At 65.3% G+C, this 26,756-nt stretch carries 22 protein-coding genes; 13 read left to right on the forward strand and 9 right to left on the reverse strand.

Going from position 1 to position 26,756, the window contains the following annotated elements; translation table 11 throughout:
* The first annotated feature begins 65 nt into the window (after positions 1 to 65).
* Both NCS67_RS30720 and NCS67_RS30725 read left to right on the forward strand, forming a co-directional pair.
* On the forward strand, positions 66 to 1,427 hold the full coding sequence (locus tag NCS67_RS30720) for an MFS transporter (protein WP_175982203.1): 1,362 nt from the start codon (positions 66 to 68) through the stop codon (positions 1,425 to 1,427).
* A 104-nt stretch (positions 1,428 to 1,531) separates the two neighbouring features.
* A complete protein-coding gene (locus tag NCS67_RS30725; protein ID WP_175982202.1) occupies positions 1,532 to 2,002 on the forward strand; it encodes a ribonuclease in 471 nt (156 codons plus the stop codon).
* A gap of 30 nt (positions 2,003 to 2,032) precedes the next feature.
* On the opposite strand, the gene NCS67_RS30730 is transcribed toward NCS67_RS30725, so the two are convergent.
* Together NCS67_RS30730 and NCS67_RS30735 are read right to left on the reverse strand one after the other, a co-directional pair.
* The gene (locus tag NCS67_RS30730) at positions 2,033 to 2,557 is read right to left on the reverse strand and encodes a phasin family protein (protein WP_250437818.1); all 525 of its coding nucleotides are present in this window, start codon (positions 2,555 to 2,557) and stop codon (positions 2,033 to 2,035) included.
* A 236-nt stretch (positions 2,558 to 2,793) separates the two neighbouring features.
* Complete coding sequence (locus tag NCS67_RS30735) at positions 2,794 to 2,982, reverse strand: hypothetical protein (RefSeq protein ID WP_008345831.1); 189 nt, start codon at positions 2,980 to 2,982, stop codon at positions 2,794 to 2,796.
* A gap of 189 nt (positions 2,983 to 3,171) precedes the next feature.
* Between NCS67_RS30735 and NCS67_RS30740 the strand changes: the two genes are divergently transcribed.
* Positions 3,172 to 3,633: a GNAT family N-acetyltransferase gene (locus tag NCS67_RS30740; protein ID WP_250437819.1), complete on the forward strand. Its 462-nt coding sequence runs from the start codon at positions 3,172 to 3,174 to the stop codon at positions 3,631 to 3,633.
* Between the two features lie 21 nt (positions 3,634 to 3,654).
* Positions 3,655 to 3,918: a DUF2934 domain-containing protein gene (locus NCS67_RS30745; RefSeq protein ID WP_250437821.1), complete on the forward strand. Its 264-nt coding sequence runs from the start codon at positions 3,655 to 3,657 to the stop codon at positions 3,916 to 3,918.
* Positions 3,919 to 3,939: 21 nt separating this feature from the next.
* Here NCS67_RS30745 and NCS67_RS30750 read toward each other — a convergent pair whose 3' ends face one another.
* Positions 3,940 to 5,613, reverse strand: a complete 1,674-nt coding sequence (locus tag NCS67_RS30750) for an Nramp family divalent metal transporter (protein ID WP_250437822.1) — start codon at positions 5,611 to 5,613, stop codon at positions 3,940 to 3,942.
* Between the two features lie 296 nt (positions 5,614 to 5,909).
* Between NCS67_RS30750 and NCS67_RS30755 the strand changes: the two genes are divergently transcribed.
* From NCS67_RS30755 to acnB, 3 genes are all read left to right on the forward strand, one after another.
* Positions 5,910 to 6,188 (forward strand): hypothetical protein, encoded by a 279-nt coding sequence (locus NCS67_RS30755; RefSeq protein ID WP_250437823.1) that lies wholly within the window; start codon positions 5,910 to 5,912, stop codon positions 6,186 to 6,188.
* A gap of 60 nt (positions 6,189 to 6,248) precedes the next feature.
* A complete protein-coding gene (locus tag NCS67_RS30760) occupies positions 6,249 to 8,606 on the forward strand; it encodes a type VI secretion system Vgr family protein (protein ID WP_250437824.1) in 2,358 nt (785 codons plus the stop codon).
* A gap of 218 nt (positions 8,607 to 8,824) precedes the next feature.
* Positions 8,825 to 11,410: a bifunctional aconitate hydratase 2/2-methylisocitrate dehydratase gene (gene acnB / locus NCS67_RS30765; RefSeq protein ID WP_250437825.1), complete on the forward strand. Its 2,586-nt coding sequence runs from the start codon at positions 8,825 to 8,827 to the stop codon at positions 11,408 to 11,410.
* A 131-nt stretch (positions 11,411 to 11,541) separates the two neighbouring features.
* Here the strand turns inward: acnB and NCS67_RS30770 are convergent, their stop codons facing one another.
* Genes NCS67_RS30770 through NCS67_RS30780 form a run of 3 tightly spaced genes read right to left on the reverse strand, consistent with a single transcriptional unit; the run spans position 11,542 to position 12,814 of the window.
* On the reverse strand, positions 11,542 to 11,817 hold the full coding sequence (locus tag NCS67_RS30770) for a hypothetical protein (RefSeq protein WP_250437826.1): 276 nt from the start codon (positions 11,815 to 11,817) through the stop codon (positions 11,542 to 11,544).
* Positions 11,798 to 12,316 (reverse strand): DUF2778 domain-containing protein, encoded by a 519-nt coding sequence (locus NCS67_RS30775; protein WP_250437827.1) that lies wholly within the window; start codon positions 12,314 to 12,316, stop codon positions 11,798 to 11,800. The genes NCS67_RS30770 and NCS67_RS30775 overlap by 20 nt, the downstream gene beginning before the upstream one ends.
* A gap of 15 nt (positions 12,317 to 12,331) precedes the next feature.
* Positions 12,332 to 12,814: an Hcp family type VI secretion system effector gene (locus NCS67_RS30780; RefSeq protein ID WP_008345816.1), complete on the reverse strand. Its 483-nt coding sequence runs from the start codon at positions 12,812 to 12,814 to the stop codon at positions 12,332 to 12,334.
* A gap of 189 nt (positions 12,815 to 13,003) precedes the next feature.
* Here NCS67_RS30780 and bluB point away from each other — a divergent pair, with 189 nt between their 5' ends.
* The 3 genes from bluB to NCS67_RS30795 all read left to right on the forward strand — a co-directional run bounded on the left by bluB (position 13,004) and on the right by NCS67_RS30795 (position 15,373).
* Positions 13,004 to 13,657, forward strand: coding sequence for a 5,6-dimethylbenzimidazole synthase (bluB, locus tag NCS67_RS30785; RefSeq protein WP_008345813.1), 654 nt, complete (start codon positions 13,004 to 13,006; stop codon positions 13,655 to 13,657).
* Positions 13,658 to 13,754: 97 nt separating this feature from the next.
* Complete coding sequence (locus tag NCS67_RS30790) at positions 13,755 to 14,126, forward strand: YciI family protein (RefSeq protein WP_008345811.1); 372 nt, start codon at positions 13,755 to 13,757, stop codon at positions 14,124 to 14,126.
* Positions 14,123 to 15,373, forward strand: coding sequence for an RNA polymerase sigma factor (locus NCS67_RS30795; RefSeq protein WP_250437828.1), 1,251 nt, complete (start codon positions 14,123 to 14,125; stop codon positions 15,371 to 15,373). The genes NCS67_RS30790 and NCS67_RS30795 overlap by 4 nt, the downstream gene beginning before the upstream one ends.
* On the opposite strand, the gene NCS67_RS30800 is transcribed toward NCS67_RS30795, so the two are convergent.
* The 3 genes from NCS67_RS30800 to NCS67_RS30810 all read right to left on the reverse strand — a co-directional run bounded on the left by NCS67_RS30800 (position 15,356) and on the right by NCS67_RS30810 (position 19,035).
* Positions 15,356 to 17,413, reverse strand: a complete 2,058-nt coding sequence (locus tag NCS67_RS30800; RefSeq protein WP_250437829.1) for a secretin GspD/PilQ domain-containing protein — start codon at positions 17,411 to 17,413, stop codon at positions 15,356 to 15,358. The genes NCS67_RS30795 and NCS67_RS30800 overlap by 18 nt on opposite strands.
* Positions 17,414 to 17,766: 353 nt before the next feature.
* Positions 17,767 to 18,240, reverse strand: a complete 474-nt coding sequence (locus NCS67_RS30805; protein WP_008345806.1) for a hypothetical protein — start codon at positions 18,238 to 18,240, stop codon at positions 17,767 to 17,769.
* A gap of 330 nt (positions 18,241 to 18,570) precedes the next feature.
* Positions 18,571 to 19,035 (reverse strand): diacylglycerol kinase, encoded by a 465-nt coding sequence (locus tag NCS67_RS30810; protein ID WP_250437830.1) that lies wholly within the window; start codon positions 19,033 to 19,035, stop codon positions 18,571 to 18,573.
* Between the two features lie 346 nt (positions 19,036 to 19,381).
* Between NCS67_RS30810 and bcsB the strand changes: the two genes are divergently transcribed.
* From bcsB to NCS67_RS30825, 3 genes are read left to right on the forward strand one after another with little or no spacing between them, the layout of a single operon-like run.
* Positions 19,382 to 21,634 carry a cellulose biosynthesis cyclic di-GMP-binding regulatory protein BcsB gene (gene bcsB / locus NCS67_RS30815; RefSeq protein WP_008345802.1) on the forward strand — a complete coding sequence of 751 codons (2,253 nt, stop codon included), beginning with the start codon at positions 19,382 to 19,384 and terminating at the stop codon, positions 21,632 to 21,634.
* A gap of 3 nt (positions 21,635 to 21,637) precedes the next feature.
* Positions 21,638 to 22,795, forward strand: coding sequence for a cellulose synthase complex periplasmic endoglucanase BcsZ (gene bcsZ, locus NCS67_RS30820; RefSeq protein ID WP_034473656.1), 1,158 nt, complete (start codon positions 21,638 to 21,640; stop codon positions 22,793 to 22,795).
* Positions 22,777 to 26,745: a cellulose synthase subunit BcsC-related outer membrane protein gene (locus NCS67_RS30825; protein WP_502801890.1), complete on the forward strand. Its 3,969-nt coding sequence runs from the start codon at positions 22,777 to 22,779 to the stop codon at positions 26,743 to 26,745. Before bcsZ ends, NCS67_RS30825 begins: the two co-directional genes overlap by 19 nt.
* Positions 26,746 to 26,756 lie beyond the last annotated feature (11 nt).

The raw sequence follows: 26,756 nt of genomic DNA on the forward strand, positions 1-26,756 counted from the left end.
CGCTGGCGGATAGGAGCCGTCGGCTTCTGTCATCATGGAGTCGCTTAGGCGAATCCAGGGGTGTCATGTCAGATCTCGAGCATGAGAACGAAATCCGCGAAAATGCGATGCACGAACGCGCCGCGAGCGAGGAGCACGACGAATCGGCGGTCGGCCGCACCGGCCCGCTGAACGAAGCGGCGCTCCTCGGGCGCAAGACGCCGCCGTGGCCGGATTCCGCGGCGGCCAATCCCGGTCAGCACGCGCCCGCCGGCAAGCCCGGCACGATGCGCGCATTGGCCGGTCTGCTGTTCGGCCTCGCGCTGCTCGTCGCGGGGAACGGCCTGTTTCAGACGCTGATTCCCTTGCGCATCCTTCAGTCGGGCTATTCGACGTTCGTCACGGGGCTGATCCAGTCGAGCTATTACGCCGGATTCATATTGGGCGCGGTCGTCAATCGGCGGCTGATCGATCGCATCGGTCAGCATCGGACGTTCGTCGCGTTCTCGGCGGCGGCGTCGATTCTCGCGCTCGCTTTCGGCGCGGCGCAGTCGCCCTGGGTGCTGGGCGGCGTGCGCCTTCTCACGGGCGTCGCGTTCATGGGCTTGTACACGTCCGTCGAAAGCTGGCTCAACGGCACCGTCGACAACGAGAAGCGCGGCCAGGTATTCGGTCTGTACGCGGCGATCAACTATCTGGCAGTGGGCAGCGGCCAGTTCCTGCTGAATGTGGGCGCGGGGTCCGGCGCGCAGCAGTTCTCGATCAGCGCGGCGCTCTTTGCGGCGGCGGTGTTGCCGGTCACGTTGATGGAAGGCTGGCCGGTGAAAGTGAACGATGCGAATCTCGATCGCGTGCCCGCGCGAAGCTGGGGAGAGAGCCTTCGCGAAATGATGGCCGTGGCGCCGCTCGGCGTGCCGGGCTGCATACTGACCGGCTTCATCTACAGCAACTTCTATGCGCTGATGCCCGTCTATCTGCAACGCTCGGGCTTCACGACGGAGGAACTCGCGACGTTCATGGGCGTTGCGCTGATCGGCGCGTTGCTGCCGCAGTTCCCGATGGGACGGCTGTCTGATCGCATCGACCGGCGGCGTCTGGTTCTATGGACCTCGTTGACATCGGCGGTGTTGAGCCTCGTGCTGTTCTGCCTGGATTTTCGCATCGTCACATGGTGCGCGACGCTGGCTTATGTCGCCGTGACGTTCACGCAATACGGGCTGATCGTGTCGCATGTGCAGGACCGCACGGAGTCGCATCTGCGCGTTGCAGTGTCGGCGATGCTGCTCGTGCTCTTTTCTCTCGGCGGCATGACGGGACCGACGCTGGCATCCGCGTTGATGACGCTCATCGGGCCGAGCGGACTGTTTCTCTTCAATGCGCTGTCGTGCGTATTGCTGGCGCTGAGTGCAAGGCACGCGCTTAGGCTATCCGCGCGGGCGGCCGGATGAAGCTCCCGTTATTTCCGCCCGGTCGTTGCTTCGCTCAGTCATAAACGATAACCTTGATTCGTTCGTGATCCGTCGAATGCTGGTCAACCGGAGACAACCGTCCCGTGAAGCGAGCCTGGTGTTTCTCCTGCATCGTCGCGTTGAGCGCGGTCGTCGGCGGTTGCAACAAGGACGGATCGCAAAAAGCCGCATCGGAAGCGGGTGCATCCGCGAGTCAGGCGGCGAGTCAGCCCGCGTCGGCCGCGAGCGGCGCGGCAGCGGCATCGGGCACGCAGCCGCACGGCGCGCTCGCTGCCATCGCCCGCGCGCAGTTGCCCGCGGAAGCCGCCGAAACGCTCCGTCTGATCAAAGCGGGCGGCCCGTTCCCTTTCAGCGAGGACGGCGTCCTGTTCCGCAACAGCGCGACCTTGCTGCCGGAACATCCGCGCGGCTATTACCGTGCATACACGGTTCGCACGCCGGGTTCGGCGGATCGCGGGCAGCGCCGGATCGTATGTGGCGGGCCGCGCAAGCAGACCCGCGACTGTTACTACACCGACGATTACTACTCGAGTTTCAAGCGCATCACCGAGTAATCGAAGACGTAGTCCAATGCGCCCGTTCGATCAAACCGAACGCTTCGCCGCGGCGCGCGAGGTCTTCGCGACTTCGCCGCTCGCATCCAGCACGGCGCCGCCCGTTTCGCGCGCGGCGTCATTCGTCGCATCGGCCAGATTCGTGATGAGCTCGCCGGACGATTGCGCCGCCGTCTGCGCGTCATCGGCGGCGGCGTTCGTCATGTCGCCGAACTTGATGCCATTGCGCTCGTACTGATTGCGCACTTCGCTCAGGATGTCGTCCTGCGTCGATGTGATGATCGACAGCACATGCTGGCCATACGATGCGGCCTTCTGAGGAAACTGCGCCAGCATGACCGATTGCCATCCGAGGACGTCGCCGGCGCCGGCTTCATCGCCTGCGCGCAGAAGCGCATTGCTTTCGTCGATGACCGTGCGAACCGTCTGCACGTTCAGTTCACCGAGCGCCTGCATGCCGCTTGCGAAGCGCCCCGTCATGTTGAGGAATGCCTGCAAATTGGCGCGCGCCAGCGACGGAACCTGATACGCGAAATAACCGGGATACTGAAACATTGACCGCTCCTTTTTAAAGTCGAATGTAAATCGGTAAAAGGAAATGCGGCGGCCGGACGCGGGCGATTCCGCGCGTTCCTGCACGCGCGGAGTCGATGGGTTTGTACGTTGCGTCTGACCGGCTGACCACGATATGACAGTTACGTGCATATCCGATGAAAATACGGCGACAAACGCCGATGTCATGCAGCCGTATTTCCCGTCTCAGACGTGAGCGATGCGCGGTGGTTCCCGCTTCAGCCAGTCGCGCAGCGGATCTGGTCCAGCGGGAAGCCGAGTTCGTTGGCGGCGTCTTCGAGGTCGCTCAATGCCTGGCCGAATACTTCGCCGATTTCTTCCGTGCCGACGAATAACTTTCCCGACCATATGTGTCCCTGCGATGGCGGAATGGCCAGTAGCGTGATCTTGTCGTTGTCGTCGTGCATCGCGGTTTCTCGTGACCCGTGAGAGGAGAAGGCCTTGGTCGATAGCAGATGAATTATCGGTCCGGCTGTGGGCCGAAAACTTAGCGGTCGGTCGTCCGTAACCCGTCCTTATGGAACACGACGCGTCGATGCTTTCGCGGAATGCTCGTTGCTGAAAGGAGCACGAGACTTCATTCATCCGAGGCAAGCATGGACGACTCCCAAACCGTCTATATCGGCAGCGAAGATCCGGACTCGCTCGACGCGCGCATTCTGTGCGACGAACGCTCGGCCTATCACGCGGCGCTGACGGGCGAAAGCGGGCAGCAGTGCGTGGCCGATGACGATCTGCGGAGCATCCGCGCGCGCTACGTGGTGGCGCGCAACGCGATGGGCGAAGCAATGGGATGCGGCGCGATCCGGCGGCAGAGCTATCACGCCGCCGAACTGATGCGGCTCTACGTTCGCCCGCAGTATCGCGGGCTGGAAGCGATCATCCTGTCGTATCTCGAAGAGGAAGCGCGTCTGCTCGGCTATCACACCGTCTGCGTCGTGACGACGCCGGGCGAGTCGAATGCATCGCACTTTTGCGAAGCCAGCGGGTATCGCCGCACGCCGGCCGATGAGCGCGGCGCCGTGTGCTTCGAAAAAACGCTGCTCGATTCCGTCTGACTTTCAAAAGATGCATGCGGCATGCCGGTTGCTTTGCCGGTGAGCGCACATGCGCAACGCAAGCGCGAGCGGCGTAAATTGCGCAACCGGGAGGGAATCGTGGACGAACAGAAAGAGCAGGACCGCATCCGTCGACGTGCGTATGAGATCTGGGAGCGCGAAGGCAGTCCGGATGGTCGCGCCGAAGAGTTCTGGCAACAGGCGCAGGCGTCGATCGAAGCAGAGGACGGGCCGGATCAGTCCGGGCGCGAAGCCGAGGCACACGGCGACGCGACGATCAAGTAGCGTCGCGTCGCAAGCGCGCGCTCATTTCAGCAACGTCATCTGCAGCACCTTGAAGATCACGAGCCCGACGGCGATCACCAGATAGCCGCGCAGCACGCCCATCCAGATGCGCGTGGCGAGTGTCATTTTCTGCGGGGCGAGCGTGTCGAGCGGCGGCATGCGCCATGTGTCGCGTTGCGCGCGACCGACGCTCGTGTGCGTCGCTTGCGCCGTCTTCGTCGTTTGTGCAAAGGCGCCCACGCGACGCAGCAGCACGCTCGCCGCGAAGCCGGCGATCGCCAGAACGGTGCCGCCGGCGAGCACGCGGATGATCGTCTCGCCGCTGATGTCCGGATACATCACGGCGGCCGTCAGGATGATCGACAGCATCACGAGCACCCAGATGACCGAGCCCGTGAACAGGTTCAGCTTCTTCGAGTTGACCCACGGACCGAGCACGGCGCGGTCGTTGCAAAGCAGCAGCAGGAACACGGTCGCGCTCGGCAGCAGCACGCCCGCGAGCGTCTGCACCGCTTCGGTCAGCAGGCCGAGCGGGCTGCCCGGAATCAGCACGATCGCGGCCGCGAGCGCGACGATGCCGAAGTAGACCAGATAAAAGCCCTTCGCGTCGGTCACGCCGCGATGCAGCGAGTGCCGGATCTTGAAGACGTCGCCGATGGCGTACGCGGTCGACAGCGACACGGCCGCCGCGCCGATGATGCTCGCGTCGAGCAGCGCGACCGCGAACAGCGTCGCGCTCGTGCGGCCCGCGTACTTTTCGAGGCCGGCGATGACGCCGCCGGCATCGGTGAAGCTGCCGAACTCGGGACGCCCGGCGAACAGCGCCGCGGTGAAGCTCATCATCGCGACCGAGCCGATCAGCACGAACGCAATGCCGATCCACAAATCGGCCTTCTCGTACTTCATGAAGCGCGGCGTGATGCGCTTGTCGATCACGTAGCTCTGCTGGAAAAAGAGCTGCCACGGCGCGACCGTCGTGCCGACGATGCCGATCACGAGCAGCATCACGTCCGACAGCTTCGCGTGCGCGGGCCAGTTGGGCACGAGAAAATCGCGCGTCATCTGCGACACCGGCGGATGAATCGCGACGAGCACCGGCACGAGCACGAGGCTCAGCACGCATAGCACGACCGCGAAGCGCTCGAAGCGGCGGAAGTCGCCGGTGCTGACGGCGGCCATCGTCAGCGCGGCCGCGACGCAGACGCCCGCGACCTTGGGCAGCCCGAAAAAATCGAGCACGAACGTGATGCCGATGAACTCGGTGACGATCGTCAGCGCGTTGAGCAGGAACAGATCGATGACGCTGAACGCGCCCCAGAACTTGCCGAAGCGCTGGAAGATCAGCCGCGCATGGCCGACGCCCGTCACTGCGCCCAGACGCAGCACCATCTCCTGATTCACGTACAGCACGGGCACGAGCAGCAGCATGGTCCAGAGCAAGCTCGTGCCGTAGTTCTGGCCCGCCTGCGTGTAGGTGCCGAACGCGCCTGCATCGTTGTCGCCGACCATCACGATGAGGCCCGGCCCGAGTATCGCGAGAAGCGTGCGCAAACGCGCCCGCCAAGACCCGCGCGGCGCCGTGTCGTGATGCGCGATCGAGCCGAAGGCGCCGCGAATATCGCCGACGTGCGCATCGTCGAGCACGGCGCTGCGTGGCGGGACGCCCGGTGGAGAGACGTTGGTTGGCGTGGACATGATGCACCCCGTGGCAAATATTGTTTATCTGACTTGACCGCCGTCCGGCCCGCGGATGACCGCATGCGCGCGCTTGGCGACAGGCGCGCGCGCACGGCCGACTGCGAGGCGGCGGCAGAACCAGACGGCGGACGCACGGCGGCATCACGCCATCTGGGGCGGATCGAGGTGCACGTTTGAGTGACTGCGAAGTACTACGGCGCGCACCGCTTGCCTGGGTGACAAACGGCGGCGTTGAAAAGGCGCGGACGTGAGTCGCTCAGGCGGAAATTTCGTTCGAAGGTCGACTACTGCAAGTGTCCAAGGCATTCGCCCAATCGTTGAAGATTGTGGATTTTATGGACCGCTTCAAAACCGCGTCAAGCGATGAATGTCCGTTGCGCGAAAATAATTCCGGCTCGCGTGGCGCTGAAATGTTTGCCCTTGAAGGCACGCGCGCGAACCTTTCAACGCGCGGCGTCGCCGTGCATACGAAGCGCGGACTTCAAAAACCTCAGGCGCGTTTCGTTTATTCGGTGGATCGCACGCACGAGGCGCGCGACGGATGCGGACCGGGACGGAGGATCGTATGGTGACGGACATTTCGCTGCGCGGCGCTGCGAAGCGCGTCGGCTGAGCGCGAGGCCGGTGCGCCGATGGCCAGCAACGATGCCGTAGCGCAGAAGCCGCTCGCGAGCGTCGACACGCCGCTCGGCGACGACCTGCGCTTTCTGAGCCTTTCCGCGTGCGCGGAACTCGGGCGCATGCCACGCATCGAGTTGACGCTCGTCTCGAAGCGCGCGGACCTCGACTTCAGCCGGATCCTCGGCAAGCGCGTGAGCGTGTCGCTCAACGTGCCGAAGGCGAAGCCGCGCGTGTTCGCCGGCTATGTCGTGGGCTTCCGGCAAGCGGGCATGCGCGGACGGCTCCACATCTACGAGGCGGCGGTGCGGCCGTGGCTGTGGCTGCTCTCGCGGCGCAGCAATTGCCGCATCTTTCAGAACAAGACGGTCGAAGAGATCGTGAAGGCCGTGTTCGCCGATCCCGTCTACAAAGGGCTCGAATTCGGCGAGATCAAATGGAAGGCGAGCACGCGCGCGCATCCGCCGCGCGAATACTGCGTGCAGTATCGCGAATCGGACTTCAACTTCGTGAGCCGGTTGCTCGAAGACGAAGGCATCTACTACTGGTTTCAGGACAAGGATGGCAAGGAGTCGCTGATCCTGACCGATACGCTCGCCGCGCACGAGAGCGTCGCGGGCTGCGAATCGCTGCCGTACGGCGCGGTGCAGGCGGCGGCGCCCGACATCGAATTCGTCAGCGAGTGGCGCACGCATCGCGCGATCGAAACGCATAACTGGCTGCTCACCGATTACGACTTCAAGCACCCGTCGCGGCCGCTGCAGAAGCAGGCCGCGAAGCACATGCAGGGCTTCGACGCGTTCTCCGGGCTCGAACATTTCGACTATCCGGGCGGCTATGTGGAAGCGGATCACGGCGAGAGCCGCGCGAAGTCGCGTGCGGACGAATGGCGCATCGAAGGCAGCGTGCCCGACGATCCCGGCATCAACTGGCATCAGGTCGAGGCGCGCACCAACAGCAAGAACGTGCGCGCGGGCGCGCTGCTCAAGCTGACGCGGCATCCGCGCGCGGACCAGAACACGCAATATCTCGTGACGCGCACGCGTTACGAGATCGAACTCGCCGATTACGAAGCCTTCGACGGCGCGCAGGCGAATCGCTGCGAATGCTGGTTCTCCGCGATCGACGCGAAGCAGGCGTTCGCGCCCGCCCGCACGGCGCGCAAGCCGTTCGTGCAGGGACCGCAGACGGCGGTCGTGGTCGGGCCGGGGGGCGACGAAATCTACACCGATCAATATGGCCGCGTGAAAGTGCAGTTTTTCTGGGACCGGCAGGGCAAGCGCGACGAGAACAGTTCGTGCTGGATCCGCGTATCGCAGCCTTGGGCGGGGAAGGGCTGGGGCGCCATCGCGATTCCGCGCATGGGCCAGGAAGTGATCGTCGATTTTCTCGAAGGCGATCCCGACCGGCCGATCATCACGGGACGCGTCTACAACGCCGAACAGATGCCGCCTTACGATCTGCCCGCGAACATGACGCAGTCGGGCATCAAGAGCCGGTCGAGCAAGGGCGGAAGCGGCGCGAACTGCAACGAACTGCGTTTCGAGGACAAGAAGGGCGCCGAGCAGGTGCTCATTCATGCCGAGAAGAATCAGGACATCGAAGTCGAGAACGACGAGACGCACTGGGTCGGGCATGACCGCAAGAAGAACATCGATCACGACGAAACGACGGTCGTCAAGCACGACCGCACCGAAACCGTGGGCAACAACGAGAAGATCGACGTCGTGATGAACCGCACGGAAACGGTCGGCGTAAACGAGAGCATCACGATCGGCGCGAACCGCACCAAGACCGTGAAGGCGAGCGAGACCGCGACGGTTCTCCTGCAACGCACGCACAGCGTGGGCATCAACGAGACGATTACCGTCGGCGCGGCGCAGGAGGTGACGATCGGCGCGTTCCAGGTGGTGACGGTCGGCGCGTATCACACGGAGACGATCGGTGCGAGTCAGACGGTCAGCGTCGGCTCCGGCCAGACCGTCACGGTGGGTTCGGATCAGACCGTGAGCGTCGGCGGCAACCAGGCGACGAGCGTAACGGGCGATCAGTCGCTCAGCGTCGGCGGCGGGCAGACGGTGTCGGTCGCGAAGGACGCGAGCGAGTCGATCGACGGCGCGCAGTCGAGCACGGTGGCGAAAGGGCGCACGACGTCCGTCGGCGAGGATGACGCGCTCAAGGTGGGCAAGAACCTCACGATCAACGCGGACGAATCGATCAGTCTCGTTACGGGCGATGCCAGCATCGTCATGAAGAAGGACGGCACGATCCAGATCAAGGGCAAGGACATCAGCGTCAAGGGCAGCGGCAAGATCAGCGTGACGGCGGATAGCGACATCGTGATGAAGGGAAGCAAGATTCTTCAGAACTAGCGCGCCATGGTTCCCGTTTCGAGCGGCGATGCGATGACCGTTCGACATGGCCCGACACGACCGGCCTTCCCGCGTCCGGCAAGTCTTATATAAGACATAAGACATAAGACGTTTGACGCAACGCAGCGTCGCAATTAGAATAGCGGGCAACGCAGTGCCCAGAACATCCCGGCTTGTTTGCAAAGCCTTCACTGAAACGCAAAGGCAACGGTCCCCCCATGCTGGAAAACTTTCGTGCTCATGTAGCCGCGCGCGCCGCGCTCGGCATTCCTCCGCTGCCGCTGACGGCGCAGCAGACCGCCGAACTGGTCGAGCTGCTGACGAACCCGCCCGCAGGCGAAGAGCAGGCTCTGCTCGATCTCATTACCAACCGCGTGCCCGCCGGTGTGGACGAAGCCGCGCGCGTCAAGGCGGGCTTTCTTGCCGCCGTGGCCAAGGGCGAGACCGCCTGCGCGCTGATCTCGCGCGCGCACGCCACCGAGCTGCTCGGCACGATGCTGGGCGGCTACAACATTCAGCCGCTGATCGAATTGCTCTCCGACGCCGAAGTCGGCACGGTGGCAGCGAACGCGCTGAAGAAAACCCTGCTGATGTTCGACCAGTTCCACGACGTCAAGGAACTGGCCGACAAGGGCAATGCCAACGCGCGCGCCGTGCTGCAAAGCTGGGCCGACGCCGAATGGTTCACGAGCCGTCCGGAAGTGCCGCAGAGCCTGACCATCACCGTGTTCAAGGTGACGGGCGAAACCAACACCGACGACCTCTCGCCCGCGCCGGACGCCACCACGCGCCCCGACATCCCGCTGCATGCGCTCGCCATGCTGAAGAACGCGCGTCCCGGCATCACGCCGGAAGAAGACGGCAAGCGCGGTCCGGTCAAGTTCATCGAATCGCTGAAAGAGAAGGGCCATCTGGTCGCGTATGTGGGCGACGTGGTCGGCACGGGTTCGTCGCGCAAATCGGCCACCAACTCGGTGCTGTGGTTCACGGGCGAAGACATTCCGTTCATCCCGAACAAGCGTTTCGGCGGCGTGTGCCTGGGCGGCAAGATCGCGCCGATCTTCTACAACACGATGGAAGATGCCGGCGCACTGCCGATCGAACTCGACGTGTCGAAGATGGAAATGGGCGACGTCGTCGAACTGCGTCCGTACGAGGGCAAGGCGCTGAAGAACGGCGAAGTGATCGCCGAGTTCCAGGTCAAGTCCGACGTGCTGTTCGACGAGGTGCGCGCCGGCGGCCGCATTCCGCTGATCATCGGCCGCGGACTGACGGCGAAGGCGCGTGAAGCGCTGGGTCTGGCTCCGTCGACGCTGTTCCGCCTGCCGCAGCAGCCGGCCGACAGCGGCCGTGGCTTCTCGCTCGCCCAGAAGATGGTCGGCCGCGCGTGCGGTCTGCCGGAAGGCCAAGGCGTGCGTCCGGGCACGTATTGCGAACCGAAGATGACCTCGGTCGGCTCGCAGGACACCACCGGCCCGATGACCCGCGACGAACTGAAAGACCTGGCGTGCCTCGGCTTCTCGGCCGACCTCGTGATGCAGTCGTTCTGCCACACGGCGGCTTATCCGAAGCCCGTCGACGTGAAGACGCATCAAACGCTGCCGAACTTCATCAGCAACCGTGGCGGCATCGCGCTGCGTCCAGGCGACGGCGTGATCCACTCGTGGCTGAACCGCATGCTGCTGCCGGACACCGTCGGCACCGGCGGCGACTCGCACACGCGCTTCCCGATCGGCATCAGCTTCCCGGCGGGCTCGGGTCTCGTCGCCTTCGCGGCCGCCACCGGCACGATGCCGCTCGACATGCCGGAGTCGGTGCTCGTGCGCTTCAAGGGCAAGATGCAGCCGGGCGTCACGCTGCGCGATCTCGTCAACGCGATCCCGCTGTACGCGATCAAGGCGGGCACGCTGACCGTGGCCAAGCAGGGCAAGAAGAACATTTTCTCGGGCCGCATCCTCGAGATCGAAGGTCTGCCGGATCTGAAGGTCGAGCAGGCGTTCGAACTGTCGGATGCATCCGCCGAGCGTTCGGCCGCCGGTTGCACGGTGCATCTGAACAAGGAACCGATCATCGAGTACCTCAACAGCAACATCACGCTGCTGAAGTGGATGATCGCGCAGGGCTATCAGGACCCGCGCAGCCTGCAGCGCCGCATCAAGGCGATGGAAGCATGGCTCGCCGATCCGCAACTGCTGCAACCGGATGCGGATGCCGAATACGCCGCCGTCATCGAAATCGATCTGGCCGACGTTCACGAGCCGATCGTGGCCTGCCCGAACGATCCGGACGACGTGAAGACGCTGTCGGACGTGGCCGGCGCGAAGATCGACGAGGTGTTCATCGGTTCGTGCATGACGAACATCGGTCACTTCCGCGCGGCGTCCAAGCTGCTCGAAGGCAAGCGCGACATTCCCGTCAAGCTGTGGGTCGCGCCGCCGACCAAGATGGACCAGAAGCAACTGACGGAAGAAGGTCACTACGGCGTGTTCGGCACGGCGGGCGCGCGCACCGAAATGCCGGGCTGCTCGCTGTGCATGGGCAATCAGGCGCAGGTGCGCGAAGGCGCGACGGTTATGTCGACGTCGACGCGCAACTTCCCGAATCGTCTCGGCAAGAACACGAACGTGTATCTCGGCTCGGCGGAATTGGCGGCCATCTGCTCGCGTCTGGGCAGAATTCCGACGAAGGAAGAGTACATGGCCGACATGGGCGTGCTCAACGCCAATGGCGACAAGATCTATCAGTACATGAACTTCGACCAGATCGAAGACTTCAAGGAAGTCGCCGACACCGTGCAGATGTAAGCGTGCTGTCGGGCTACGGCGAGCGGTTTCGTCGTAGCGTCGCGCAATGGCGCCGCGGGCTGAACGCCCGCGGCGCTTTTTTTTGCGCGAGGGTCGTCGAATGGATTACCTCATATGTGCGCGCCCGTTTTCTACGCGCGTTCACTTCTTCGCCCCGTATGTCGGCGACGCCAGAGTTTCATGATGACCTTATAGGCGACGATGGCCACAAGCAGGTCGACTGTCGTCATGGACAGAATGTAGAGCATCTCCGCATCCTCGACGCCCACTGAGTCAGCGATGACGAGCAGGACGTGCTGTTGCGATTCGGTCATCGGCAACGGATAAGTGTGCACGTAACGCACCGCCAATAGAAACAGGCCGCTGAAAAGCGCTACCTTGATTAGCTTACGGACAAGTGTTGCCAACAGTGATCACCTCGATCCAGCCATACGCTTGCAGTCCGGAAGTGCCTGCCGCAATGGATGTCGTCTGTAAAAGGGCTTGGCGAAGTCGTTGAAAATCTGCCCGGCTCTTCAGCGTAATGCAACCATATGAAACGCCTTGGCCACCGATCGGGTGAAGGCGAAAGTTGCCGCGCTTGATTCCATTTACCCAAGTCCAGTCATCGATCAGCCCGTCATCCCGGTAAAGAGCAAACCAGTCGCCGTGGCTGGATGGATTCCCGGTTACAGTGTTCCATGCGTCTTTCGCCCACGCTTGAGCTTGAGATTTGATCCCGCCGGCCGGACGCTCCACGATCCAATATTTGCCGGCAGGGATAGGGCCTGCTCCGCGCATCGCAGTGCAACCCCCGCGGTTGCGATAGTTATCGTTCCCGGAAAACGCCTGAAACGCCCCGACACCAGCCATGACAAGCGTCAGCATCGGCGCATTATCGACCACGAACTTGCCCCGCAGAGCCATCTCGTTCCCCCGAGCCTAGCGTTCCGTCCACGCGTCGGAGAACTTGATGTTGCCGTCCAGGTAGTGCCAGGTGATGTTGTCATACATGAGCGATACGGCCTCGACGTGATTGAGCGGGCTCATGCTGGCGATCTTCGTGTTCGCGAAACCGGGATGAACGCCGGCCACTTTCACGCCCTCCAGCAGCATCGTGAAGTAGTTTTCCTCCCGGCCCGCGTCATTGATCCGATAGAACCTGATCTCGGCAGATCGAAGCGTTTGCCCTTTGGCAACCGCTTTGTACAGATACGGGCTGGCCGCATCGAACTCTTTTTCGATCGACATGGGCGCGTGTATGCGCGTGCCGGTAATCCTGCCGGCGTTGCCATCGACCGGAAGCGTCAGGCCGTGTCCAAAGCCGATGATCTCGATGCTGCCCTCGCGCCCTTGCACGGAGACACTGCCCTTGATCGGCGAACCGCCATCGTCCTTCAGCCACATGTATGCGGGAATCGGCATGGTTGTTTCGCTTAATTCGTTGGGAAGCCGAAACAATGGAGCAAGACACATCAACAGCGCAATACGCTTTTTCTTAACAAGGTCGATTGAGTGGCGAAGTAGACAGCGCATGATTTTGTCGCCGTCGCGGACGAAAACGAGCCGCCCCGATATCATCCCCAATCCATCAGCCCAACCCTGCCGACATCCATGGAAAAAGCTTTCAGCGACGCCGATCGCGAAGCCGTCTACCGCGCGATCCGCGAGCGTCGCGACATGCGTCACTTCGTCGGCGATCCGGTGTCGCCGCACGTCATGCAGCGCCTCATCGACGCCGCGCTGCACGCGCCGAGCGTCGGCTTCATGCAGCCGTGGCGCATCCTGCGCATTACCTGCGCGAACCTACGCGCGCGGTTGCGCGATGCGGTCGAACGTGAACGCGTGCTGACCGCCGATGCGCTCGGCGAACGCCGCGATTCGTTCATGCGGCTCAAGGTGGAAGGATTGCGCGAGTGCGCCGAAGTGCTGGTGATGGCGCTGATGGACGGCCGCGAGCATCATGTCTTCGGACGGCGCACGCTGCCCGAGATGGACCTCGCTTCCGTCGCGTGCGCGATCCAGAACATGTGGCTCGCGGCGCGTGCCGAAGGGCTGGGAATGGGCTGGGTCTCGCTGTTCGATCCCGTGGAAGTCGCCGCGCTGCTCGACATGCCCGCCGGCGCGCGGCCCGTGGCCATTCTTTGCGTCGGGCATGTCGAACGCTTCTACGATGCGCCGATGCTCGAAAGCGAGCGTTGGGCGGCGCGCCGTTCGACAGAGGAATGCGTCTTCGAGAATACGTGGCCGTCTCGGAAGGACGGATGAATTTTTTCGCGATATCTGTCCATCGGCGCACGGCCCGCGCGTCATCGTGATGGCGCCCGGATGATCCGGCCGCATCGACCTTGTGACGGAGGCTCACATGCACTATCTGCTGATGATCTATTCGGACGAAAACCGCTGGAACCAGATGACCGACAGCGAGCGGCAGCAGGGCGTCGCCGCGTATCAGGCGTACACGGAATCGTTGAAGAAGGCGGATGCGCTCGTCGGCGCGAACCGGCTGCAGCACACGAGCACGGCCACGACGGTGCGGCTCGTCGACGGGAAACCGCAAGTGCTCGACGGGCCGTTTTCCGATACGAAGGAGCAGCTCGCCGGCTATTACCTGATCGACGTGCCCAATCTCGACGCGGCGATCGCGTGGGCGTCGCGCTGTCCCGGCGCGGCGCACGGCCTCATGGAAGTGCGTCCGGTGTGGACCGCGCCTTACGATGCGCCATCCGCCGGATGAGCGAGCCCGCTGACGGCGCAAGCGCGGTAGCGGAATTGGTCGCGCGACGCAGTTACGGCAAGCTCGTCGCGCTGCTGGCGATGCGTACGCGCGACGTCGCCGCAGCCGAGGACGCGCTCGCCGACGCGTTCGCGGCCGCGCTCGCGGACTGGCCGAAGCGCGGCTGCCCGGCGAATCCCGAAGCGTGGCTGATGACGGTGGCGCGCCGCCGGGCGATCGACGGCGCGCGCCATCGCCGGGTCGGTGAAGACGTCGCGCATCAACTGACGATTCTCTCCGGCGAAATCGACGAGCACGAAGCCGGCGCATTGCCCGACCGGCGGCTCGGGCTGCTGTTCGCGTGCACGCATCCCGCGCTCGAGGCCGCGATCCGCACGCCGCTGATGCTGCAAGTGGTGCTCGGGCTCGAAGCGAAGACGATCGCTTCCGCGTTTCTCATGTCGCCCGCCGCGATGAGCAAACGCCTCGTGCGCGCGAAGAACAAGATCCGCGAAGCCGGCATTCCGTTCAGCGTGCCGGAGCGCGAAGACTTGCCGGGCCGTCTCGACGCGGTGCTCGAAGCCGTGTACGCGGTGTATGCCGAAGGATGGACGGATCCGCTCGGCGGCGATGCCGCGCGGCGCGATCTGACCGGCGAGGCGCTGTTTCTCGCGCATCTGCTCGTCGACTTGCTGCCCGATGAACCGGAGACGCTCGGCCTTCTTGCGCTGATGCTCTACGCCCAGGCGCGATGCGACGCTCGACGCGATGCGGCCGGCGACTACGTGCCGCTGTCGGCTCAGGATCCGTCGACATGGAACGCGCCGATGATCGACGCAGCCGACAGGCTGCTGCGGCGCGCGAACGCTTTCAACGCGATCGGACGGTTTCAGCTGGAGGCCGCGTTGCAGTCGGCGCATGTGCATCGCTGCCGCACGCATCGGCCGAACTGGGACGAGATCGTGCAGCTCTACGATGCGCTGTTCGGGATCGCGGCGTCGCCGGTGGTGGCGGTGAACCGCGCGCTCGCGCTGGCGGAACGCGACGGCGCGCGGGCGGCGCTCGATGCGCTCGCGCCCTACGCGGACGATCCGCGCCTCGCCGACTATCAGCCGTATTGGGCGGCGCGCGCCGATCTGCTCGCTCGCGCCGGCGCGACGGACGAGGCGCTCGCCGCCTACGATCTCGCGATCGGACTGGAGCGCGATCCGGCGGTGCGCCGGTTCTTGCAGCGCAGGCGCGCCGCGGTGTCAGCGGGCGGGCGATGAACGCTCGGTTCCAGGCGTCGCGGGCTGCGCCGCGTTTCGCACATGCGTCAGATCGACCACGTTGGTTCCGTCGCCGTGATCGTATCCATCGATGTGGGGCAGCGCCGGCACGGTGTCGTCCTTCTCCAGCCAGTTGTCGCTCTTGTACGTGGCCGAGCGCGCCTGCATGTAGCCGTAGCGATCCGCGGCGATCGCCTGAAGCTGCGACGCGTCGCGAACGATCACCGGCCTCAGGAAGATCAGAAGGTTCGTCTTCTGCCGGCTTTTCGTCTCGTGCCTGAATAGCGATCCGAGCACCGGAATCTTCGAAAGCCACGGGATTCGGGAATTGCCGTTCGTGTAGTTGTCGCTGATCAGTCCGCCGAGCACGACGATCTGGCCGTCGTCCGCGAGAATGGTCGTCTGCAGCGAGCGCTTGTCGATGCTGTAGCCGCCCGCCTGATCCGCCGTGCCGTTCTGCACGCTCGAATCTTCCTGATAGACCTGCAGCGTCAGCGTTCCGCCCTGATTGATCTGCGGCTTGACGTTCAGCATCACGCCGACATCCTTGCGGTCGTACGTGTTGAACGCCGATACCGATGACGAGCTCGTCGTGTTCGTCGAATAAGACCCGGACTCGATGGGAACATTGGTGCCGACGAGAATGCGCGCCTCGTGATTGTCGAGCGTGACGAGGCTCGGCGTCGACAGCACGTTGACATCCGAGTTCGACTGCAATGCGCGGAACAGGCCCTTGGTGCCGAGGATATTGCCGAATCCCGCGACCAGGCCGACGTTCGTCGTGGTCGCGGCGACGGACTGCAGCCCCGCAGCCGTCAGCCATTCGATGCCGAATTCGCCTTCCTTGTCGGAAGCCACTTCGATGATGAGCGATTCGATATACACCTGAACCTTGCGCTGATCGAGCCGCGCTATCACGGTGGCGAGGTTTCTGAACACCGGTTCGGGCGCGGTGATGATGAGCGAATTCGTGGACACGTCCGCGACGACTTCGCCGCTTCCTTGCTCGTCCTTGTCATCGCCCGAGCGCGATTGCATCCCGCCGAAAGGGCTTTTCGAGGAAGACGCCGACGATGACGTCGCGCTCACCGACGATGCCGAATCCGTGCCGCCCGGCAGCGGCGGCAGCGTGCCGTTGCTGCTCGGAAGCCCCGACGAGCTTTGATTGCCGCCGCCGTTGCCCGAGCCCGATTGCGAATCGCCGCCGCCTGTCTGGCCGAGAATCCGTCGCAGCGTCTTGGCGATATCGGTGGCGTCGGCGTTGCGCAGGCTGACGATATGAATGTTGCCCGGCGCGCGCGTCGGCGTGTCCAGCTTGACGATCAGCGATTCGGCGTCGGACAGCCGCGCGGCGCCGCTCGACCGAAGCACGACCGCGTTGCTTCTCGCGTCCGGCGTGACGACGACCTTCTGCGTCGGATCGCTGTTGCCGATGCCGTTCAGATCCAGCAACTTCTGCGCTTGTTGCGAGACGGCCGTCGCATCCGCGAAATTGAGCTGCACGACCGCGATATGCGGGCTCGACGCCCCTTCGATGCCCGCGATGATCGACGCGATCCTGCGCACGTTATCCGCATAATCGGTCACGATCAGCGTGTTGTTGCTCGGGTTGGCGGCAATCGTGTTGTTCGGGGAAATCAGCGGCCGCAGCGTCGGCAGGATACTGTTCGCGGACTCCCTGCGAAGCTGAAATACCTGCGTGACGATCTGATCGCCCTTCGCGACGGGCTGATTGCCGACATAGGTCGGCACGCCCTGAACCTTCGCTTCCGATTCCGGCACGACCTTGAGTACGCCGTGATCCTGCAATAGCGCGAAGCCCTGCATACGCAATGCGGATTGCAGCGTCTTGAGCGCTTCGTCTTCGGGAACCGGATTCTCGGAGACGAGATCCAGTTGTCCCTTCACGCGCGGATCGACGATGATCGTCTTGCCCGTGGCGAGTCCGATCGCGCGCACGACCTCGTTTATATCGGCATGCGAAAAATTCATCACGACGGCGGCGAACGGCACACGCGGATACGCAACGAGGAAAGTCATCCCCGCGACGAATGCGGTTCTTGCAAGAGATCGCGACAGGGCGCGGCGAAAACGGTCTTGGATCGGGAGAGTTGTCAAATCGGCGGGCGATGTAGTTGGCTTCAGCGCAGACAGGAAATACACGCAAAAAAGCGCGCTGCGGGGACTATACGTGCCGTTCGATGACTAAAGGACTACAGGTAAGGTTTCGATAGGATTGCAGATCCGTTCAAGGCGCGCGATGACGTTCCACTATCACAAGATGTTTCGCAATCCTTCTTTAGAGCGAAGGCACTCGCACCGATCGACGACACAACCTGTTTCCCGGAGAAATAGTTGGTAAGAAGATCGTCGCGTGCGAGTGCCCGGCGCGCTTACTTGGCCGCGCCGACGAGCTTGAACGAGTCGAAAGCGGGATCGATGGGCGTGTGGCCGATATGCGTCAGCGCTTCCGCGACGAGCGGCTCGCACGCGCTGTAGTCGGAGTTCATGCTGTCGACGTGCGCCTGGGGAAAGTTCACGGACAGCACCTTGCCGCCCCAGCGTTCGGTGGTCGCGGTCATGCTGCACTTGCCGGCGCCGCCGATCTTCAGATCGAGCAGGATCACGTTCATTTCGAACGCCGCATCCGAATTCGAGAAGTTCCACTGCATCACCATGCGGTCGCCCGGCGTATTCGTATCCACGAGTTTCATCGTCTTGTCGGGAATGCCGACCGCCGCGACGAGATCGAGAACATTCGATCCGATGAGCGCGCCGGAATCGCTGCGCGCCTCATGTGTCCGGTAAGCCGCGCATCCGGAAAACAGCGTCACGAACAGCAGAAAAATCAGGGTAAAAGGCCGCACGACAACTCCTCCGTCGAAGTAGATGGAATCCCGCAATTGGAAGAAATGCAGAGTGGGCGCCGTGAAAACGGGCGCGCAGACGGGAACCAGCAAGAAGGCGACCCAGGCGGCCGCGCGGCGCGTTTGTCTCTCGCCGATTGCCTTTCGGAATATTTCGCGGCGGTCCGCGTGAGGTATTAACTACCGCTTCATCAACGTCCATCGGGCAAAGTCGCCGCGACGGGCATCAAGAATCCGTTTGCGCCGCCGACATATCGTGCATGGCCTCCGGTGCCACACACGAATAGCCCCCGCGAATTGCGAGGCTCATCACCGCCGGACGCCGCAACGTCAAAGATGCGCGCGCAGCCAGTCCCATGCGAGCGGCCCGCAGATCACGCCCCACGTAAGCAAGCCGATGACGATGGCCACCGTGACCGCCGCGCTGCCGCAGTCCTTGGCGCGTCCGGAGAGTTCGTGACGTTCGAGCGAAATGCGGTCGATCGCCGCCTCGATGCTCGAATTGATCAGCTCGACGAGCAGCACGAGCAGCACCGAGGCCGCGAGCAGCACGCGCTCGGCGGCGCCCACGGGCACGGCGAACGCGATCGGCAGCAGCACGGCCGCGACGCACACCTCCTGGCGAAACGCGCTCTCCTCGCGCCAGGTCGCGGCGATGCCGTCGCGCGAATGGCGCAACGCGAAAAGGCCGCGCAGCAGGCCGCTGCGCTTGACTGCGGGCTTCGCGGTCCGCTCGGCGTGGCCGGATTTTTCGGATGCGGAAGACGTAGCGGATGAAGAACGGGATCGAACCATGTCGCGATGTGGCGCTTTTTTTGATGAAGGACGGCTGTGGTGATACAAATTGTCACAAATTATGCTACTGTTGCGTCCGCTTTTCAGCGGCAAAGGCGCGTCATCGCACAGACCGGCGCGATGAACGCAGCAGCCGCACGACCGCACCCGCGTCGCGGATCACGCACGCCCCGACGCCTCGCTTCGTGCATCGCACGCTTGCCCCGATTCTTTCCCGCTCTTGCTGCATTCGTCCCGGTTGCCGCGCGCGCCGCTCGCCTGGCGATCCGATTGTCGTTGCGCCTCCGTCACGATGCCATAGCGGGCAGCGCGGCGCGCGGCCGTGAATTCCGTAGCTGACTCGCCGATGAAACCAGTCGTCTCGTTCTGCCTCTCGCTGGCGATGGCCGCCAGTGCGCTTTTCGCCGGCGTCTGCGCCGAAGCGGCGCCGCCGGCCGTCAATCCGGACGCCGCTGCCAGCGCCGACGCCGGCTCGATCCACGTCCCGTTCTCCGCGCTCGGCGCGTATCAGCCGATGCATCTGCGCGGCCTCGAAGATACGCGCTCGATCGTGCTCGGCGTGCGGCTCGACCGCGTCGTGACCGGCGCGCGCCTGCGTCTGCGCTACACCTACTCGCCCGCGCTCCTGTTCGCGCTGTCGCACGTCAAGGTGTCGATCAACGGCGAAGCGATCGCCACCGTTCCGTTCGACAAGGAGCACGCCGGCGCGATGCTCACGCAGGACATCCCGCTCGATCCGCGCCTGCTCACGGACTACAACCAGTTCGGGCTGCGCTTCATCGGCCATTACACGCTCGATCATTGCGAGGATCCGGCGAACACGGCGCTGTGGGCCGACATCAGCCCGACGAGCGAATTCATCCTCGATACCGCGCCGATCAGGCTGCCGAACGATCTCGCGCTGCTGCCCGCGCCGTTCTTCGATGCGCGCGATGTGAGCCGTCTCACGCTGCCGTTCGTGCTGCCCGCATCGCCGGACAGCGCGACGCTCAAGAGCGCGGGCGTGCTCGCGTCGTGGTTCGGCGCGCTCGCGGATTACCGTCAGGCGCGCTTCCCGGCGATGAACACGCTGCCCCCGAACGACCACGCGGTCGTCGTCGGCACGCGCGCGCAATTGCCGGCGGGTCTCGCGCTGCCCGATATCGACGGGCCGACGATTCTCGTCGCCGACAATCCGGCGTCCAAGGATCGCAAGCTGCTCGTCGTGACCGGCCGCAACGGCGCCGAAGTCGACGATGCCGCGTATGCGCTCGTGCTCGGCCGCACGGCGATGTCCGGCGATGCGGCGAAGGTCGCGCATGTCGACATCGGCCAGCCGCGCGAACCGTACGACGCGCCGCGCTGGATGCCGACGAATCGCCCGGTGCAGTTCAAGGAACTCGTCGACGACGTGTCGCAGCTTCAGGTCGCGGGCAGCGAGCCGGAGCCGATCCGCCTGAACCTGCGCGTGCCCGCCGATCTGTTCTCGTGGAACAGCGTCGGCGTGCCGCTCAACCTCAAGTACCGGTACACCGCGCCTACGGTGCAGAACAACTCCGCGCTCGCCATCGACATCAACGAGCAACTCGTGAAGTCGTTCCGGCTGCCGCCCGCCAAAACCGATGACACGCAAGGCCGCCTGCAATTGCCGCTGCTTTCGGGCGCGCCGGGCGGCACGGCCAACGCGCTGGACATTCCGGCGTTTCGCGTCGGCAGTTCGAACCAGCTGCAATTGCGCTTCAACCTCGATTCGCAGAAGCAGGGCCTGTGCGCGGGCGTGCCGACCAACCCGGCGCGGGCGGCGGTCGACCCGGATTCGACCATCGACTTCTCCGGCTTCGTGCATTACGCGCAACTGCCGAATCTCGCGTACTTCGCGAACAGCGGTTTTCCGTTCACGCGCTACGCCGATCTGTCGCAGACGGCCATCGTGATTCCCGCGCGTCCCGCCAATGCCGAGATCGAAGCGATGCTGACGATGCTCGGCCACATGGGCCAGTGGACCGGCTTTCCGAGCCTGCGCGTGACCATCGCGCGTCCGGACGATGTGCCCGCGCTCGCGCAGAAGGATCTGCTCGTGATCGGCGGCGCGCCGTCGTCGCCGGTGTTTTCGCGCTGGCACGATGCGCTGCCGCTGTCGATCGCGGGTTCGGCTGCGGGAACGCCGTCGAAGGAGGGCATCGCGCGGGCGTCGTTCTCGGTCGGCGAGCATTGGCGCGATGGCGCGCGCGTCACGCACGGCGGCGCATCGCTGGATCAGAACGGGCCGCTCGCGGCGCTGATGGGCTTCCAGTCGCCCGGAACGAAGGGGCGCAGCATCGTCGCGCTCGCGGCGACCGGCGACGGCCATCTCACCGATCTGCTCGACGTGCTCGAACGCGCGGATCGCCTGTCGCAGATTCAGGGCGATGTCGCGCTCGTGCGGCACGGCGGCGTGGACAGCGCGCGCGTCGGCGAGACGTATGTCGTCGGCTACGTGCCGTGGTACGCGAAGCTGTGGGGCCACGCGATCCGTCATCCGGCGCTGCTCGGCCTCGCCGGCGCGCTGGCGGGCCTGCTGCTCGCGATCGCGGCGTTCGCGGCGCTGCAGGAACTGGCCGCGCGGCGCCGGGGTATCTGAGCGATGAAGGCTTCGGGCGTAAAGCGCGCGATCGTGTCCGGCGCGCTCGTCGTGTTCGGCGCGAATGCAGCAGCGACGGATCTGGCGTCGCCATCGGCGTGCATGGATTCGTGGCCGCGCTGGGACGCCTTCAAACGCGACTTCATTTCGAAGGAAGGCCGCGTGATCGACGTCGGTTCCGCCGACGAGCGCACGGTCTCCGAAGGCCAGTCCTACGCGCTTTTCTTCGCGCTCGTCGCGAACGACCGCGCGAGCTTCGACACGATTCTCCACTGGACCGAAGACCGGCTCGCGCGGGGCGATCTCACGTCGCGCCTGCCCGCGTGGCTCTGGGGCCGCGACGACGCCGGCACGTTGCGCGTGCTCGACGGCAACGCGGCGTCCGATGCGGACTTGTGGATCGCCTACGCGCTCCTCGAAGCGGGCCGCGCGTGGGGCGAGCGCAGCTACACGGCGCGCGGCGCATCGCTTGCGAAGCGCGTGCTCGACGAGGAAACGGCCACGCTGCCCGGCCTCGGCCTCACGCTCTTGCCCGGACCTCTGGGTTTTCATCCGTCAGCCGATACGTGGCGCGTCAATCCGAGCTACGCGCCGCTGCAGGTGATTCGCGGCATCGGCGCGAGCCTGCCCGATGACGCGCGCTGGACGCGGCTCGCGGCATCGAGCGCACGCATGCTGATCGACACCGCGCCGCAGGGCTTTGCGCCGGACTGGGCGCTGTATCGCGCGAACCGGGGTTTCGAGCCCGACGAAGAGACGCACGCCGAAAGCGCCTATAACGCGATCCGCGTGTATCTGTGGGCGGGCATGCTCGCATCCGACGATGAAGCGCGCGCGCGCCTCCTCGCGCATTTCGCGCCGTTCGCCGCGTATATCGACGCGCACGGCGCGCCGCCCGAGCGCATCGACACGCGCGACGGCAAGCCCGGCCCGAACGACGGCAACGCGGGTTTCTCCGCCGCCGCCGTGCCGTTTCTCGACGCCATCGGACGCCCCGAACTCGCGGATGCGCAAGCGGCGCGCGCGGCGGGGGCATCGGCGCCGGGGTACTACACGAGCGTGCTGACGCTCTTCGGCCTCGGCTGGCGCGAGGGCCGCTATCGATTCGCGGGCGACGGAACGTTGCGCACGGCGGCATCGGCATGCGGAGCGGCGAAATGAAGCGCGCGCCCCGGACGAAGGCGACGTTGCTGCGCGCGGCGCTGATGTCGGCGAGCGTCGTGTGCGCGACGCAGACGCATGCCAGCGAGGCATCGACGGACGCGCTCGCCGAGCGTCTTTACGGCACCGCGCGCGCGTGGGCCAACAAGCATCGCGACGATCTCGCGTTGCAGGCGATCGACAAGGCGCTGCTCATCGCGCCGGACGATCCGCGTCTGAACGCCGAGCTCGTGCGTATCCAGTTGCGGCTCGGCCAGGCGCAAAAGGCGCAGGCCACGCTCGCGCGCATGAAAACGCGCGCGCCCAATGCGGCGCTCACGCAGCAAGTCGACGACGAATATCGCGTCGCGGTCAGCGGCCGTCAGGAAATGGCGGCGATCCGCCTGCTCGCACGCAGCGGCCAGTCGGACGAGGCCGCGCGCCGCGTGAGCGCACTCTTTGCGCACGGCGCGCCGTCGGGCCCGCTCGGCGCGGAGTACTACCAGATCATCGCCGCGACGCCCGCGCGACGTGCCGAAGCGCTCGCGGCCTTGCACCGGCGCATCGCGGACGATCCCGCCGACGTCGATTCCGCGCTCGTCCTCGCGCGTCTGCTCAACAGCAGCGACGCGACCCGCGCCGAAGCGAACCGCATCGCATGGAATCTCGCCACGCGCACCGACACCGACCGCAACACCGCGCTCGACGTCTGGCGTCACGTACTGCAATCGGCGGGCGCGGACACGGCCTATCGGCAGGCGCTGCGCGCGTACCTCGAACTCGTGCCCGACGACACCGAGTTCAAGGATCGCGCCGATCTGCTCGACGCGCGCATCGAAGCGCAGCGCAAGCTCGAACGCGATCCCGATTACATCGCCCGGCAGCGCGGTCTGGCGGCGCTCGCTCGCGGCGACCTGAACGCAGCCGCGCCGTTGCTCGCGCGCGCGGCGGCGGCCCGTCCGGACGATGCGGAAGCCGTCGGCGGATTCGGTTTGCTGCGCATGCGCGAAGGCAATCGCGACGAAGCGCGCGCGCTGTTCGAACGCGCGGCGTCGCTCGCGCCGGACAACCGTGCGAAGTGGCTGGGCCTCGCGCGCACGGCGCGCTTCTGGGGCACGCTCGCGCACGGCCGCGACGCCGCGAACGCAGGCAAGCCGAAGGACGCCGAACGCTACGCGCGCGAGGCGCTCGCCATCGAGCCGGATAGCGCCGATGCCAAGCTGCTTCTCGCCGATGCGCTGCTCGCACAAGGCGACTGGCGCGCCGCCGAACCGATGCTGCGCGCGCAGCTTGCGGGCCGCGAGCCGAGCCTGTCGGCGCTGAAGAGCACGCGTGCGCTGCTCGAATCGACCGGACGCGCCGATGAAGTCGAGCCGCTCATCGCCGCGCTGCAAAGCCGTTTCACCGCCGCCGACGATCGCCAAAGCCTGATCGCGATGCGCGCCGATATGGTCGCGAACGAGGCGCAGCAACTCGCCGCGCGCGGCCAGAACGGGCCGGCGGCGCAGAAATACGAGGCGTCGTTGCGCATCGAGCCGGATCAGCCGTGGACGCGCTTCGCGCTTGCGCGGCTGTATCGGGATATCGGTTTGCCGCAGCTCGGCCGCGCCGTGATGGACGACGGCCTCGCGCGCTCGCCGAACGCCGCGCCGATGGCTTACGCCGCCGCGCTGTATCGCAATTCGATGGACGATCTGGCGGGCGCGCGCGCCGCGCTCGATGCCGTGCCGCAAGCCGATCGCACCGACGCCATGCGCGCGCTCGCCCGCAATCTCGACGCGCAGCAGTCGCTCGCCGATGCCCGCGCCGCCTTCGCGCGCAACGACGTCGACGCTGCCGCCGCCGCGCTCGATCGCGCGCAAGCGCTGGCCGCGGACGATCCCAACCTGCTCGCGTCGATCGGTGCGCTGTATATCGATCGAGGCGACGCGGAGCGCGGCCTCGCGCTGCTGCGCGACTGGATGGCCACGCATCCCGAAGAAACCGATGCTGACGTGCGCCTGCGCTACGGCGATCTCCTCGGCGGCGCGCGTCGCGAAGATGCGCTGTCGCAGACGCTCGCGCAAGTGCGCGCGGAGCCGAAGCTCACGCCGCGTCAGCAAGAGCGTCTGGAGGATCAGGCGTTGCGCAGCGTGCTGCGTCAGACCGACGATGCCATCGACGCCGCCGATTACGCGCGTGCGCGCCGTCTGCTCGATACCGTGAGCGACGCAGGCAAGCGCGACAAGCGCTACGCGTTCGAGCTCGCCGATCTCGCGCGCGCGCAGGGCGATTACGACAGCGCACGCGCCGCGCTCGCGCCGATGCTCGCGGCATCGTCCGACGATCCCGAAACGCAGCTCATGCTCGCGCGCGTACTCGACGACAGCGGCGGCATCGGCGCGCGCAAGGAAGCGCTCGCGATCGTCCGCCGCGTCGCGGATGCCGCGCCGCCCGACGACATCGACACGCGCCTCTCTGCCGCGCGCCGTTTCGCCGCGCTGCGCCGTCCGCTCGATGCGCAGGCGCTGACGCAGCCGCTACGCGTCGCCTATCCCGAACGCGCGGACGTCACCGTGCAGGCGGGACGCGTCGCGGAAGACCTCGGCGAGTACGAGCAGGCGGCGTCGCTGTATCGGCTGTCGATGGAGCAGGAACGCGCGTCGGGCATCGCGCCGGCGTTCAGCGTGCCGGCGGGCTCGGCACGCGCGACCCCCGCAACGTCCGCCACGCCCGCGCGATCCGCACTCGACGATCTCGATCAGCGCCGCAATCCCGAAGTCGAAACGGCGTGGATACCGGCGTACAAGTCCGGCGATGCGGGCGTGTCGCAGTATCACGCGCAGCAGGTGCCGCTGTACGTGCAGATTCCGTATCGCTACGACGGGCATTTCTTCGTGCACGCGGACGCCGTGCATCTCGACGCGGGCACGCTCGACGTGAGCGGACTCACCGATCAGGCCGGCGCTTCGGCGCCGAGCCTGCCGTACACCATTCAGACCTTCGGCACGAACGCGGGCTTCTACGACGGCACGGCGGCGTCGGCGAACGCGCTGCGCCAATATCTGACGAACTCGCCCGTCACGACCGGCGATCTGCATCAGCACGCGAACGGTCTCGGCGGCGGCTTCGGCTATCTGTCCGATGCGTGGCGCGTCGATCTCGGCTCGACGCCGATCGGCTTTCCGGTGCATTACCTCGTCGGCGGCGCGCGCTACAGGTTCGATGCCGGTCCGGCGAGCCTGTCGATAGCGGCGTCGCGGCGTGCGGTCACGAGCAGCGAGCTGTCCTACGCCGGTCTCACCGATCCGCTCACGCACGTCGTCTGGGGCGGCGTGCGGCGCGACGGCATCGACCTGCATGTGAGCGTCGATGTCGGCAGGACGAACGTATTCGCCGATATCGGCGTGGCCGAGCTGAGCGGGCGCAACGTCGCGAGCAATCAGGAATTCACGCTGCGCACGGGCTTCACCGTGCCGGTGTATCGGCGCGCGACGATGCGCGTGCAGACCGGCCTCGTCGGCAATGCCTGGCATTACACCGACAACCTGCGCTACTACACGTTCGGGCAGGGCGGCTATTACAGCCCGCAGCGCTATCTGTCGCTCGGCGTGCCGATCGAATGGATGGGCAAGCGTAACGGCTTCACCTGGGACATCGCGGCGACGGCGGGCGTCTCGAATTCGTACGAGAAGAACTCGCCGTATTTCCCGAACGGCCTGCCGGCGGTAGCGGGACTCTCGCCGGTCGGTACGAGCAGCCTGATTTATCCCGGCGGCTCGACGCGTGGCGTGAGCTTTTCGTACGGACTCGGGGCGACGGTCGAATATCGGCTGAATCCGCAACTGGCGCTGGGCGCGCGCGTGTCCATCGACCATTCGCACGACTATGCGCCGAGCGCCGGGATGATCTACGCGCGCTTCGCGTTCTCGCCGCGCAAGGACGATTACCGCATCAGCCCGCAGCCGGTGCGGCTGTATTCGAGTTATTGAGGAACGGATTG

The sequence above is a fragment of the Caballeronia sp. ATUFL_F2_KS9A genome (genome assembly GCF_023630765.1).
Lineage (GTDB): Bacteria > Pseudomonadota > Gammaproteobacteria > Burkholderiales > Burkholderiaceae > Caballeronia > Caballeronia zhejiangensis.